The following is a 12841-nucleotide window of genomic DNA, read 5'->3' as shown; positions in this document are numbered from 1 at the left end:
CGGAACCTCGAGATTCCCTGGTGCGCAAGCGCGCACCATGGTTCGTCGCCTTGCGACGCCCCGGAATGACGAAGAAAAACGATGGACATGTCAGGCAATCAGAACTTCACCTGCGGCGTGGCTTCGACCTCGGAGCGGCTGGCACCAAGATCGAAGAAGTCCTTTTTGGTGAAGCCGAACATGCCGGCGAACAGAGCGGCGGGCATCTGCTGGATGCCGGTGTTGTATTCCTGGACCGCGCTGTTGAAGAAGCGGCGGCTGGCCGCGATCTTGTTCTCGAGGTCGGACAGCTCGCTGGCGAGCTGCTGGAAATTGGCGTTGGCCTTGAGGTCGGGATAGGCCTCCGACAGCGCGATCAGCCGGCCGAGCGCGCCCGAGAGCTGGTTCTCGGCCGCGGACACCTGCGCCGGTCCCTGCGCCGACATCGCCGAATTGCGCGCCTTGATGACGTCGTCGAGCGTGCCGCGCTCATGCGAGGCATAGCCCTTCACCGTCTCGACCAGGTTCGGGATCAGATCGTGACGCTGCTTGAGCTGCACGTCGATGTCGGCAAAGGCCTGGCCGACGCGCTGGCTCAGCGCCACCAGCCGGTTGTAGGCGGCGAAGGCAAAGAACACGAGGACGACGATAACGCCGAGGACGATCCAGCCGGTCGACATGGAGAACTCCTGAAGGGGGAAGAAGGCGGGCGCTAGGGTAGACCAAATTGGCGCGGAGCGAGAGCCCCGGCGCAGAGGGAAGGTAGGATTTGGTCGGATGAGGGACCATCCGAGTTCAAGGTGAAAGAGCCGGAGGAGGTTAACTTTCGGACATGGCGGCATCACCCCAGCGCCACCGCCTTGCGTCCGCATAGGCGGCCTTGTCCCGCCGGGGGACCTTGGCGAGTTCGACACCGTCCTCCGTGCAGAGCTTTGCAGCGATCTCGGCCTTGCCGACATCCGGCGGCGCCAGCACGCGCGCGGCGCGGGCTGCGGGCGGCGTGCGGGTCAGCGCCACATAGATGAACCGCTCGTCCTCGAACGGCACCTCGGCGCCCTTGATCTGGCGGTGAGCCTGCGAGCGCGGCAGGCGCTGTGAGAAATGGCACCAGTCGGGCGCCGTCAGCGGACACGGCTTTTCGTGCGGGCAGGGTGCGGCGACATAGGCGCCCGCCGCGATCAGTTGCTGGCGCAAAGCGAGGATGCGGGCGTAGCCGGCGGGCGTGCCGGGCTCGATCACGACTAGCGCGTGGCGCGCTTTCGCCCACATCGCTTCCGCGAGCTTGCGTTGATCGCCCTCACTGAGCTCGCCAATGACATAACTCGCGACCAGGAGATCGGCTGGCGAGACCTCGGCGAGGTTCGCGCCGGCATCGCCCGGCAGATAGCGGCAATCCGCCAGACGCGTGCTGTCGCGCGCCAGTTCGAGCGCGAGACGGCTCAGCGTGGCGTTGGCGTCGAGCAGGGTGAAATCCTGCAGCGAGGAGAACGCCTCCGCCGCGGCCCAGCTCGCGGTGCCCGGACCTGCGCCGACGTCGAGCAGCGTTTCCGGAGCGAGGTCAGTTACGATCTCGGTCAGCGCATTCAGACTGGCCGCCACCGCCGCGTAGGTCGCCGGCATGCGCGCGAGCGCATAGGCGAGCGCGTCGGCATCCGACTTGATCGTGCCGGAGCCGCCGCCTGTGCGGTAGGTGGTCGAGATTCTCTGCGATCGCTGCGCTGCGTCGGTGCGCGAGAACCCCTGGAGCTTGCCGTCGAGGGCGGCCTTTAGCTCAGCGGGAAGCGTGGGCGAGATCATCTTAATTCGCCGTCATTCCGGGGCGCGCGTAGCGCGAATCCGGAATCTCGAAATGGTGGCGCGAGATTCCGGGTTCGATGCTGCGCATCGCCCCGGAATGACGGCCAAAAAATCACGCCACGTTCTGGTCGAGAATGTCCACCGCCTCTTGCAGGTTCACCGACACCAGCTGCGAGACGCCGCGTTCGGCCATGGTGACGCCGAACAGGCGGTTCATCCGCGCCATCGTGATCGGGTTGTGGGTGATGATGATGAAGCGCGTGTCGGTCGAGGCGGTCATCTCGTGCAACAGGTTGCAATAGCGCTCGACGTTGTGGTCGTCGAGCGGCGCGTCGACTTCGTCCAGCACGCAGATCGGCGAAGGGTTGGTGAGGAACACCGCGAAGATCAGCGCCATCGCGGTCAACGCCTGCTCACCGCCGGAGAGCAGCGACAGCGTCTGCGGCTTCTTGCCCGGCGGCTTGGCGATGATTTCGAGGCCCGCTTCGAGCGGATCATCGCTCTCGATCAAATGCAGCGCGGCTTCGCCGCCACCGAACAGCTCGACGAACAGGCGCTTGAAGTGGTTGTTGACGACCTCGAATGAGGTCAGGAGCCGCTCGCGCGCCTCCTTGTTGAGGCTCTGGATACCCTGGCGCAGCCGCTTGATGGCCTCGACGAGATCGTCGCGCTCGGTGACCAGACCGTTGTGCTGGGTCTCGACCTCGCGCAGCTCTTCCTCGGCGCGCAAATTGACCGCACCCAGGCGCTCGCGATCGCGGCGCATTTTTTCGAGGTCTTCCTCGATGTCGTGCAGCGGCGGCAACTCCGTGCCGGGTTCGATCTCGGCGAGGCCGGCAACGGCCTGCGGTTCGACTTCCAGCATGTCGCGGATTTCGCGCTCGATGTCCTCGAGCCGGCGACGCGCACCTTCCATGCGCTCCTCGGCGCGGGCGGTGGCCTCGCGGGAGCTTGAGAGTGCCTCGAGCGTCAGCTTCGCGACGCGATCGGTTTCGGCCATCGCGGTTTCCGCGCTGGCGAGCGCATCGGCGGCCATGCGGCGGTCGTTTTCGGCATATTCGATCTCGGTGATCAGCGCGCTACGCTTCTCCGCGAACACGGCCGGCGCGTTCTCGAGATCGCTGCGCTCGATCGAGACTTCGGCGATGCGCGCCTGGATGGTGTCGATGTGGGAGGTCGCGCTCTCCTTTCGGTTCTGCCACTCGGTGCGTTCGGCGAGGATCGCCTGCACGCGGCGGTCGGCCAGCTCGGCTTCGCGCGCCAACGCCTGTGCCTCGGCGCGGACCTGGGCGGCCATGCGGCGATGGCCTTCGATGTCGCTGCGGACGGCGGCGAGACGGGTTTCGGTGTCCTCGCTCGACGGCAGCTCGGAGATCCCGGCTTCGGCGTATTCGTAGGCGGCTTCGGCCTCGGCACGGTCGGCGGCCAGACGGCTGTGCGCTTCCGACAGCGTCGCCTTGCGCGCGGCGTGGCGGCTGATCTCGCGCTCGACCGTGGCATGGCGCTCGCGCGCGACGTTGAGCTCGCGCTGTGCGGCGCGCCAGGCTTCGCGGCTCGCACCTTCGGTGCTGGCGGCCATCTGCAGCTCGGCCTCGGCGTTCTCCAGCGCCTGACGCTTGATCTGCGCGTCGATGCGGGCCTGCTCCAGTTCGTTCTCGATGTCGATGAGGCGGGCGCGCTCGGCGAGCCGCCGTGCTGCGCCGGTCGGCGCGTGGGCGGCTGCGACAAAGCCATCCCAGCGCCAGACGTCGCCTTCGGGCGAGACCAGCCGCTGGCCGGTCTTGAGCTGCGAGACCAGTTCGGCGCCGCGCTCGCGCGGCACCACGCCGATCTGCGCCAGGCGGCGGGTCAGCTCGGCCGGGGCTTGCACGTGGCTGGCGAGCGGCACGACGCCTTCGGGCAGTTCCGGATCGCCGTCGGTGACGCCGGCATTGGTCCAGCGCATCGGCGCGGACGGATCGACCGGGGCGTCGAGATCGTCGCCGAGGGCTGCGCCGATCGCCTTTTCGAATCCCTTGTCGACGGTGATGCCGTCGATGATCGGCGGCCACAGATTCTTGGTCTCGCCGTTGAGGATCTTGGAGATCGTGCGCGCCTCGGTATCGAGCCGCTGCACGCGCTTGTCGGCTTCGACGAGCGGCGAGCGCGAGGATTCCAGCGTCTGCCGCGCGGCGACATGCGCGGCTTCGCTGGCCTGAGCCGCGGCTTCCGAGGCCGCCAGCGTCTGCTCGGCGTTCTCGACGGTCGCGGTCAGCTCGTCGAGATCGCCGAAGCCGCCGGTCTCCTCGGTGAGCTTGTGCTCTTCCGCCGCGACGTTCGAAATCTCCTGGTCGAGCCGGGCGAGCTTGTCGCGGTGGGTGCGAACGTTGGCTTCGAGCTGATTGCGCTTGGCGGTGAGGTCGGCGAGCGCGGTGGTGAGCTCGGCGAACTGCTGCTCGGTTTCGGTCAACACCGCCTCGGCTTCGGCGACACGCTCGTCGACGCCGGAGCGCTTCTCGACGCGCGACTTGATCTCTTCCTTCAGCTCGGCATCTTCGGCGTCGAGGCGCTGCAGCGCGACGTCGGCGTCCATGGTCTGCTGCTGGGCACGCGAGATGTCGCCTTCGAACTGTGCGAGGCGCCGCTCGAGTTCCGCGACGCGCTCCTTGGCGCGCTCTTCCTCGCGATCGAGCAGCTCGCGCGCGTTGGTCAGGCGCTGCAGCCCCGCCGCGGCGCGCGCTTCCGCATCGCGCAGCGCCGGCATTTCGGCGGCGCGGATCGCCTGGATGCGGGCGGCCTCGGCCTGGTGCTGGGTCCGCTCGGCCATCTCGCGGACCGCGAGATCGTGGGTGTGGCCGGATTCGTTGACGTCGGCATGGGCGCCGATCCAGCGCAGGTGGAACAGGGTTGCTTCGGCCTTGCGGACCTTGGCCGCAACTTCGCGATAGCGCACGGCCTGGCGGGCCTGCTTCTTCAGGCCTTCCATTTGCCCCGCCAGCTGGCCGATCACGTCCTCGACGCGGGTGAGGTTGGTTTCGGCCGCCTTGAGCCGCAGCTCGGCTTCGTGGCGGCGGGCGTGCAGGCCGGCGACGCCGGCGGCGTCTTCCAGCACGCGGCGGCGTTGCTCGGGCTTGGCCTGAATGATCTCGCCGATCTTGCCCTGGTGGACCAGGGCTGGCGAGCGCGCGCCGGTGGCGGCGTCGGCGAACAGAATCTGCACGTCGCGGGCGCGCACGTCGCGGCCGTTGATGCGGTAGACCGAACCTGCCTCGCGCTCGATACGGCGGGAAATTTCCAGAAGCTGGCTGTCGTTCATCGCCGCCGGCGCGGTGCGATCGGAATTGTCGATCGTCATCGTCACTTCGGCGTGGTTGCGCGCGGGACGATTGCCGGAGCCGGCGAAGATCACCGCGTCCATGTCGGCGGCGCGCAACGACTTGTAGGAGGTCTCGCCCATCGCCCAGCGCAGCGCCTCGACGAGATTCGACTTGCCGCAGCCGTTGGGGCCGACCACGCCGGTCAGGCCGGGCTCGATGACGAAGTCGGTGGCCTCAACAAAGGACTTGAAGCCGTGAAGGCGCAGGCGGGTGATTTTCATAAGCACGCATCTCTGTTGGCAGGCGCGAATCCCCCTGCCGGGACAATACCATGGAAGGCAATGTCGCTATCCGGGCGAGTCGCGCGAGGCGCCTCATGCGGCTGGACAATGGCCGCGGTGCGCTGCGAGGGCAACCGGCGAAAGCCGCTTTTCCAAGGGATTTATGCCGGGAAAGATAGGGCTATCGAGATGCGAATCAGGGATTGTGCCGTGCGAATCAGCTCTTCAACAGCGGATTGATCTTCTTGGCGAATTCCTCGAACGAGGTCTCGCCCTTGATCTTCTCGCCGTTGATGAAGAACGTCGGCGTCGAATCGACCTTCAGAACGTCGCTGGCATATTTCTGGTCGGCGGCGATCTTGTCGAGCAGCGCCTGGTCCTTCAGACAGGCCTCGACCTGCTGCTGGGTGAGGCCGGCTTGCTTGCCGATCCGCGTCAGGGTCTCCGTGGTGTTCTTCGCCACCCAGTCGTTCTGCTGGCGGAACAGCATGTCAGTGACCGCAAAGTATTTCGGTGCGTCGCCATTGGCGATGCAGCGTGACAGCATCGAGCCGGCGGCGGCTTTGATGTCGAGCGGGAACTCGCGGAAGATGTAACGGACCTTGCCGGTGTCGATGTATTCCGACTTGATCTTGGGAAACACCTGCTCATTGAAAGCCGCGCAATGCGGGCAGGTCATCGAGGCGTATTCGGTGATGGTGACCGCGGCGTCCTTCGGGCCCAGCGCCATGTCGGGCAGTGACACCGGCTTGGCGACGTCGCCAGCGGCCTGCGCGATAGCTTCCGAGATGAACCGCAGCGGCGAGAACCCGGCGAGCGCGGCAAGCCCGGTCAGCGACAGCATCGAGGTGAAGGCGCGGCGGGTGATGATCAAGGTCGGCTCCCGGATTGGCGTGGTCTCGCCCGAAATTCCCATTCAGACGGCCTGTCGCTAGCTTGAAACGTCGTTTGAGGCAATGGCGAGCGGCAAGGACAGGTCCAGTTTGGCCGCCGAATAAGGCTCAATTTCGCTTGATAGCGGCCCCCAGGCGCGCCAGCGCCGACTTCAATTGTTCATCTTCGATGTCGCCCAGGCGCTCAGCCACCTCGGCCACCGATTTGGCGTCCGGCGGGGCGGGCCGGGTTGGCCGCCGGGCGCGCGACAGTGGAGCCTGGCGGAAGGCCAGCTTGCCGACCGCGCTCCAGCCGAAGAAGCGGTTGACCCGCTGCAGGATCACATCGGCGGAGTGCTGGATCTCCAGCGCCATCGGCCCCTCGACCCGCAGCACCAGCGTGGCCGGCTCCTGCGGCTGACCCTCGACCGGCCGCGGCCATTGCATCTTGAGCGGCTCGGCATGGGCCGCGATCTCCGGTCCGGCAATCTGCGCCCACCGCGTCACCAGCTCGCGCGCGGCAAAACCCTGCTTGGCATAGGCCTCGGCGAAGACGTCGTTGAGCAGGAGCGACAGCGGCTTGGCGCTGATAGGACCGGGTTTGATGGGGCGAAGCTTGGACATGGGACCTTATAGCACTCCGGCGCGTCGGCCACAGGCTCTTCGCCGCGAAGAAAAACGTGGACGCCCGCGACCAGCGTGGGCACGACGTGGAGAGATCGGTGCATTGCCGTTACAGTGCGAACATGAGCCCCAAATCCGCCCTCAGGGCGAAATCGGAACCAGTTCCGCCGCAGACCTCGTCGCGCCCGCTCGCGCTGCTCGATTGGTACGACCGCCACCGCCGCCGCTTACCCTGGCGCGCTGCGCCCGGCGAGGCATCTGACCCTTACCGCGTCTGGCTGTCCGAGATCATGCTGCAGCAGACCACGGTGAAGGCGGTCGGGCCCTATTTCGAAAAATTCGTCGCGCGCTGGCCTGATGTCACCGCGCTCGGACGGGCCTCGCAGGACGACGTGCTGCGGATGTGGGCCGGGCTCGGCTATTATTCTCGCGCCCGTAATCTCCATGCCTGCGCGGTCGCGGTGATGCGCGAGCATGGCGGCACCTTTCCCGACACCGAACTGGGCCTGCGCGCGCTGCCGGGCATCGGGCCCTATACGGCGGCAGCGATCGCGGCGATCGCGTTCGACCGCCGCACCATGCCGGTCGACGGCAATATCGAGCGCGTGGTCTCGCGGCTCTTTGCTGTTGAAGAAGAACTTCCGCAGGCCAAACCGCGGATCCAGCACTTGGCTGCGACGCTGCTCGCCGACTCCCGCGCCGGTGATAGCGCGCAGGCGCTGATGGATCTGGGTGCCTCGATCTGCACGCCGAAAAAGCCAGCCTGCTCGCTATGCCCACTCAACGAGGACTGCACGGCGCGCACGCTGGGAACGCAGGATACGTTTCCGCGCAAGGCGCCGAAGAAGAGCGGCGCGCTACGGCGCGGCGCCGCTTTCGTTGTCACGCGCGGCGACGAGCTTCTCGTCCGCAGCCGTCCCGAAAAGGGTCTGCTCGGCGGCATGACCGAGGTACCGGGATCGGATTGGCTGGCCGAGCAGGACGATGCCAAGGCAAAACAGCAGGCGCCCGAGCTGAAGGGGCTGTCGCGCTGGCAACGCAAGGTCGGCGTGGTCACCCACGTCTTCACGCATTTCCCGCTGGAACTGGTGGTCTACACGGCGAGGGCCGAAGCGCGGACGCGGGCACCCGCCGGCATGCGCTGGGTGCCCATCGCCATTCTCGCGGACGAAGCATTGCCCAACGTCATGCGTAAGGTGATTGCGCATGGATTGGACCCCTAGCAGCCCATCCTGCTGACAACATGCTGGCAGCAGGCCTGCGTTAGCTGTGGTCTGCAACGGAGGCTCGCATGATCAAGACCGCGCTCGACAACTTTCCCAGGCCGCCTTGTGCCGAGCTATTGGGGTGGCGTCTGCTCGATGCCCGTCCCGGGGAAGGCTGGATCAAGCTCGCGTTTTACGGCAAGCCGGAGTTCTGCAATCCGGCCGGCTTCATCCAGGGCGGCATGCTCTCGGCCATGCTCGACGACACGATGGGCCCCGCCGTGCTGGTGATGAGCGAAGGCCGGCTCTACACCACCACCATCAGCATGACCGTGAATTTCCTGGCGCCCGCAAAGCCCGGACCGATCATCGGTGAGGCCAAGGTGACGCAGCTCGGCAAGACGATTGCGTTCGTCGAGGCAAAGCTGATGGCGGAAGACGGAACAGTGCTGGCGACGGCAAGCGCGAGCGAGCGGCTGCTCGAAGCGGCGAGGGTGGTGGGCAAATAGCTGCCGCGCACTCTTTTTTCCTTCTCCCCTTGCGGGAGAATGAGGATCTAACTAACCAGTTGAAATGACGCAGGAAACGAAGTCTTGCGTCCGTCCAGCGTCCCTTGCAGCCGGTTCCGGCAATGGTGCAGACGAATCGCCTATCATTAGCCCATCCGGCGCAAGCGGTGAACGATGGCGGAAGAAGACCTCTACTTCACGAACGAGAAGCAGCCGCACGCGATTGAGCCGGGAGCGTTCGTGCTCGACCTGTATCGGCTGCTTTGCATGGTTACGGCATCTCGCGAGGTGGCGAGCCATGGCCTCACCTCGCCCGCCATCGCAATGATGCAGGGAGGTTTTTTCAGGTCCGAAGTCACGCGGATTTTGATCTCGTGTGCCACTGGCTTGCGCATCCGTTTCGATCAACGTCCGCAGGACGCAAACAACGAGCAGAGAGATTGTGGGAAGCTGTTTCCAAACTGGGCAGCCGATCCAGAGAAGGTCGAAGTGCTCACCCTGCGCGAGGCCTGCAACAAGATCATTCATGCAACCGACATCCGATTTGATGTCGAGATTCCCGATGCGGCCATCAACCCGGATGAGGAAGGCCTTTACTACCAACCGTACCTCTACCTGTATGGAAGCAAGCAGCGCAACGACTGGCGCGCCGAGCTGTCGCTGATCGACTTTGCACGGCGGGGCGCGGTGGCGTTCAGATGGTTGGCCTACTCATGAGCAGGGCGGCGCGTGAACCTGCGACGATCACGCGAGGGGATAGCAAATCGCTCAGTGGTAAACAGGTTCACGCCATTGTTGTGCGGCGACTGCGTAGAATTGAAAAACTCAATTTTCTGGAGAGCTTTGCCATGTTCATGGGCAAAGCCCAACTTGTCGAATTAGGACTAAAGAACCTCCTCATGACTAAGTATGACTGTGACGAAGAGAGGATCGAACGCTGGACGCTCGGGCGATTGGTAAAGGAGTTGAGTGAGCGCGGGTTACGGCAAGACTTCGTCCAGTTAATGGAAGAACTAAAGGAACGGCGCAACTACATTGCGCACGAAATGATGGCCAATGATGCGCTGCTACGAAGATTGGCAGGAGTTGGCGCTCATCGCATTGCGTGGAAATCGCTGCGCCGTGGGCTGTATTTGGTAGAAGAGGCGATTGTAGTTCACGATTTTCTTTTCGGTGATGAATGACCAGTCGAACGACCAAGGCTCTGCTTACTCAGCTTATTATCGCTCTGGCGACCGGCTCTGCCTCGGCGCAACAGCGCACGATCTATGACGCGCGCGGCAACGTCGTCGGCCGTTCGGCGACCGACAGCGGCGGCACGACGACGACATACGATGCGCGCGGCAAGGTGATCGGCCGCGAGATCGTTTCCGGCGGTAGCGCCGGAAACACGACGACGATCTATGACGCCAGCGGGCGCAACGTCGGCCGGATTACGAATCCGCAGCGATGACGACCAGCGGAAAAGGCAGCAAATGTTTGATGAATTTCAATATCGTTGGGCGCTGAGGAAATACCTGAAAGCGCAGCGGGCACTATACCGGGCTTATGACGAGATGCCTCAGGAAGACGAGGACGAAGACGTCAGCCCCAAGCGTGGGAAGAAATGGGAACTGATTTATCAAACACAGGCGACGGACTATTTCCGCTCAAAACATCTGGTCGAAAAAGCGTACAGATACCACATGCCAATTCCTCAAGATGAGGAAAGTTGGATTCAGCCGAGAAACATGCCAGAGCGATTCCTTACGACAGCGGCAGCCCAGAAACTACGAGCCGACATCCGGGCTGAACAAAAGGCCGAATGGGACTACTGGGCAGGTAGGGTCACGTTCGCGCTTGCTTTGATCGGCAGCATCTTCGGTGTCTTAGCCTTCTTCAAAAAATAAGCATCGGCCCTACCATCCCTGCATGACACCGCACGATCAACAGCGCTTCGCTTCGCGGAGACAGACCCCTCACCTGAGTGAGTCCGCGTCCACCGGGATCGCTGCCCTCTTCCACAAGGGGCGGGGCGCATCAATGCGCATCTCGCTTCGCGCCACATACTCACACCTTCGCGCGCGCACCCGCGCTCACGATCGGCGGCTTCGCATTCAGCGCTTCCACCTGGAAGCCGGCGACGCGCTTGTAGTTGGCGGCAACATCCTCGAGCTCCTGTTGCGACAGTACGTCGGTGACGACCTTGTAGCCGTCGGGCGCGCGCTCTTCGACGAGCTGCATCACCTGCTCGGGGCCGTTCTTGCGGTTGAGCAAGACGAGACTGGTGGTTGCGGGCCGCCGTTCGGCCTCATAGGCCAGCAGCGCCGCTTGCGTCGGGCCGTGCGCCAGGATCTCGCGCGTGATGGTGCGGGCATCGAGGATCGCCTGCGAGGCGCCGTTGGATCCGATCGGGTACATCGGATGTGCGGCGTCGCCCATCAGCGTGACGCGGCCGAAAGTCCATTGTGACACCGGATCGCGATCGACCAGCGGATATTCATAGGCGTGCGGGCAGTTCTTGATCAGGCCGGGCACGTCGAGCCAGTCGAACCGCCAGCTCTCGAACCAGGGCAGAAACTCTTCCAGCCGCGCGGTGCGGTTATAGTCTTCGCGCCGCCATTGATAGGTCGGCGGCATGTGGCGCTCGGCAACCCAGTTGATCAGATGGTTGCCCGCGGCGTCCGGCGCTTTCGAGATCGGATAGCAGACGAATTTCAGGATCTCGTGGCCGGCCATGATCATGGTACGGCCGCTGAGGAACGCCTTTGCAGGCGTGACGCCGCGCCAGAGGATGCGGCCGTTCCAGATCGGCGGGCCTTCGTCGGGATAGAGTTTCTCTCGCGCGGCGGAATGGATGCCGTCGGCGGCGATCAGGATCGTGCCGTCGTAAGTCCCCGCGGCCTTGCCGGTGGCCTTGTCGATGAAGTCGGCGCGCACGCCGTCAGCGGTTTCGCTCCAGCCGGTCAGATGATGGCTGGTGAGGATGTTGTCGCGACCGAGGCGCTCGATCGCGGTGTCGAGCAGCAATTGCTGGAGCGTGCCGCGATGGATCGAAAACTGCGGCCATTTATAGCCGGCCTCCAGCCCGCGCGGCTCGCTCCAGATCGGTTTGCCGTGCTTGGAGAAATAGGCAAGCTCACGGGTGCGCACGCCGGCGGCATCGAGCTTGTCCATCAGCCCGAGCTCGATCAGCTCGCGCACCGCGTGCGGCAGCACGTTGATGCCGACACCGAGCGGCCGCAGCTCGGCGACGCTCTCGAACACTTTCACGGGAATGCCGATTCCGTGCAGGCTGAGCGCAAGCGTCAGGCCGCCGATGCCGCCACCGGCGATGAGTACGGTCATGGGAAAGCCCCTCCAACTAGAGGCGTCTTGGCACAGCCGGGCGCCGGTGGGCAACTGCGAAGAGCAAGGGCACTGAGAACGCCGTGCTATGGACCTCGGGGCCGGCAGCCGTTAACTTCCGGCTTTCCCATGAGGTCCGACATGCTCAAGCTCTACTACGCCACCGGCACCTGTGCGCTCGCCACCTACATCACCCTGGAAGAAGCCGGCGCCGACTACGCGGCCGAGCGGCTGAGCTTCAAGACCAACCAGCAGAACAGCGCGGAGTATCTCGCGATCAACCCGAAAGGCCGCGTGCCCGCGCTGGTGACCGATCGTGGCGTCCTGACCGAGACGCCGGCGATGCTGGCCTATCTCGCGCAGACCTTTCCCAAGGCGAAGCTCGCGCCGCTCGACGATCCCTTCGACTTCGCCCAGGTGCAGTCCTTCAACTCCTATCTCTGCTCGACCGTGCACATCAACCATGCCCACAAGATGCGCGGCGCGCGCTGGGCGAGCGAAGAAAGCTCGTTCGCCGACATGAAGCAGATGATCCCAAAGACCATGGGCGCCTGCTTCGCCCTGATCGAGCAGAAGATGTACAAGGGACCCTGGGTGATGGGCGAGCAGTTCACGATCTGCGATCCTTATCTTTACACCCTGTCGACCTGGCTCGAAGGCGACAGCGTCGACATCAACACGACGCCGAAGATCGCCGATCATTTCAAGCGCATGTCCGACCGCCCCGCCGTGCGCAAGGTGATGGACGCGCAGAAGGCGTAGGGCTCTTGTAGGGTGGGCAAAGGCGCGTAGTGCCGTGCCCACCATCTTTGATCACTTCAACAGAAGTAGTGGGCAAGCTTCCGCCCTCGCTCTTCGAGCTACGGCGGACAAGTCGCTTTGCCCACCCTTGTAATAGCGCGATCAGTTATTCTCGACCTGTTCCGTGAGGAATGGCCTGCCGCGGTTTGC

General features: G+C 64.5%; 13 protein-coding genes. 7 read left to right on the top strand and 6 right to left on the bottom strand.

Annotation, left to right across the window (positions count from 1 at the left end):
• Positions 1 to 98 precede the first annotated feature (98 nt).
• The 5 genes from AC0L30_RS23000 to AC0L30_RS22980 form a co-directional block, all read right to left on the bottom strand.
• Positions 99 to 659 carry a LemA family protein gene (locus tag AC0L30_RS23000; RefSeq protein WP_354169737.1) on the bottom strand — a complete coding sequence of 187 codons (561 nt, stop codon included), beginning with the start codon at positions 657 to 659 and terminating at the stop codon, positions 99 to 101.
• A 139-nt stretch (positions 660 to 798) separates the two neighbouring features.
• Entirely contained in the window at positions 799 to 1776 is a 978-nt protein-coding gene (locus AC0L30_RS22995; RefSeq protein ID WP_473405264.1) for a small ribosomal subunit Rsm22 family protein, read from the bottom strand.
• 112 nt (positions 1777 to 1888) lie between these two features.
• The gene (smc, locus tag AC0L30_RS22990; protein WP_473405263.1) at positions 1889 to 5353 is read right to left on the bottom strand and encodes a chromosome segregation protein SMC; all 3465 of its coding nucleotides are present in this window, start codon (positions 5351 to 5353) and stop codon (positions 1889 to 1891) included.
• Positions 5354 to 5570: 217 nt separating this feature from the next.
• On the bottom strand, positions 5571 to 6227 hold the full coding sequence (locus tag AC0L30_RS22985) for a DsbA family protein (protein WP_035995178.1): 657 nt from the start codon (positions 6225 to 6227) through the stop codon (positions 5571 to 5573).
• A 127-nt stretch (positions 6228 to 6354) separates the two neighbouring features.
• The gene (locus tag AC0L30_RS22980) at positions 6355 to 6849 is read right to left on the bottom strand and encodes a DUF721 domain-containing protein (protein WP_007595017.1); all 495 of its coding nucleotides are present in this window, start codon (positions 6847 to 6849) and stop codon (positions 6355 to 6357) included.
• Positions 6850 to 6971: 122 nt separating this feature from the next.
• Here AC0L30_RS22980 and mutY point away from each other — a divergent pair, with 122 nt between their 5' ends.
• From mutY to AC0L30_RS22950, 6 genes are all read left to right on the top strand, one after another.
• On the top strand, positions 6972 to 8072 hold the full coding sequence (gene mutY, locus AC0L30_RS22975) for an A/G-specific adenine glycosylase (protein ID WP_473405262.1): 1101 nt from the start codon (positions 6972 to 6974) through the stop codon (positions 8070 to 8072).
• 68 nt (positions 8073 to 8140) lie between these two features.
• A complete protein-coding gene (locus AC0L30_RS22970; protein ID WP_473405261.1) occupies positions 8141 to 8563 on the top strand; it encodes a PaaI family thioesterase in 423 nt (140 codons plus the stop codon).
• A 174-nt stretch (positions 8564 to 8737) separates the two neighbouring features.
• Positions 8738 to 9280, top strand: a complete 543-nt coding sequence (locus tag AC0L30_RS22965; RefSeq protein ID WP_473405260.1) for a hypothetical protein — start codon at positions 8738 to 8740, stop codon at positions 9278 to 9280.
• Entirely contained in the window at positions 9277 to 9747 is a 471-nt protein-coding gene (locus AC0L30_RS22960) for a hypothetical protein (protein ID WP_473405259.1), read from the top strand. Before AC0L30_RS22965 ends, AC0L30_RS22960 begins: the two co-directional genes overlap by 4 nt.
• Positions 9744 to 10016: a hypothetical protein gene (locus tag AC0L30_RS22955; RefSeq protein WP_473405258.1), complete on the top strand. Its 273-nt coding sequence runs from the start codon at positions 9744 to 9746 to the stop codon at positions 10014 to 10016. Before AC0L30_RS22960 ends, AC0L30_RS22955 begins: the two co-directional genes overlap by 4 nt.
• 22 nt (positions 10017 to 10038) lie before the next feature.
• A complete protein-coding gene (locus AC0L30_RS22950; protein WP_473405257.1) occupies positions 10039 to 10452 on the top strand; it encodes a hypothetical protein in 414 nt (137 codons plus the stop codon).
• Between the two features lie 160 nt (positions 10453 to 10612).
• Here the strand turns inward: AC0L30_RS22950 and AC0L30_RS22945 are convergent, their stop codons facing one another.
• A complete protein-coding gene (locus AC0L30_RS22945; RefSeq protein WP_473405256.1) occupies positions 10613 to 11890 on the bottom strand; it encodes a flavin-dependent oxidoreductase in 1278 nt (425 codons plus the stop codon).
• Positions 11891 to 12031: 141 nt separating this feature from the next.
• Here AC0L30_RS22945 and AC0L30_RS22940 point away from each other — a divergent pair, with 141 nt between their 5' ends.
• Positions 12032 to 12652 carry a glutathione S-transferase family protein gene (locus tag AC0L30_RS22940; protein WP_354162122.1) on the top strand — a complete coding sequence of 207 codons (621 nt, stop codon included), beginning with the start codon at positions 12032 to 12034 and terminating at the stop codon, positions 12650 to 12652.
• Positions 12653 to 12841: the final 189 nt, after the last annotated feature.

This window comes from Bradyrhizobium sp. MI1.11, from assembly GCF_055811255.1.
Note: the sequence above shows the minus strand (reverse complement) of the source record. Positions and strands in the feature narration are given on the sequence as shown.

Coding starts and splice junctions, on each gene's coding strand:
- AC0L30_RS23000 (WP_354169737.1), bottom strand. CDS start 659: ATGTCGACCGGCTGGATCGTCCTCGGCGTTATCGTCGTCCTCGTGTTC.
- AC0L30_RS22995 (WP_473405264.1), bottom strand. CDS start 1,776: ATGATCTCGCCCACGCTTCCCGCTGAGCTAAAGGCCGCCCTCGACGGC.
- smc (WP_473405263.1), bottom strand. CDS start 5,353: ATGAAAATCACCCGCCTGCGCCTTCACGGCTTCAAGTCCTTTGTTGAG.
- AC0L30_RS22980 (WP_007595017.1), bottom strand. CDS start 6,849: ATGTCCAAGCTTCGCCCCATCAAACCCGGTCCTATCAGCGCCAAGCCG.
- mutY (WP_473405262.1), top strand. CDS start 6,972: ATGAGCCCCAAATCCGCCCTCAGGGCGAAATCGGAACCAGTTCCGCCG.
- AC0L30_RS22970 (WP_473405261.1), top strand. CDS start 8,141: ATGATCAAGACCGCGCTCGACAACTTTCCCAGGCCGCCTTGTGCCGAG.
- AC0L30_RS22965 (WP_473405260.1), top strand. CDS start 8,738: ATGGCGGAAGAAGACCTCTACTTCACGAACGAGAAGCAGCCGCACGCG.
- AC0L30_RS22960 (WP_473405259.1), top strand. CDS start 9,277: ATGAGCAGGGCGGCGCGTGAACCTGCGACGATCACGCGAGGGGATAGC.
- AC0L30_RS22955 (WP_473405258.1), top strand. CDS start 9,744: ATGACCAGTCGAACGACCAAGGCTCTGCTTACTCAGCTTATTATCGCT.
- AC0L30_RS22950 (WP_473405257.1), top strand. CDS start 10,039: ATGTTTGATGAATTTCAATATCGTTGGGCGCTGAGGAAATACCTGAAA.
- AC0L30_RS22945 (WP_473405256.1), bottom strand. CDS start 11,890: ATGACCGTACTCATCGCCGGTGGCGGCATCGGCGGCCTGACGCTTGCG.
- AC0L30_RS22940 (WP_354162122.1), top strand. CDS start 12,032: ATGCTCAAGCTCTACTACGCCACCGGCACCTGTGCGCTCGCCACCTAC.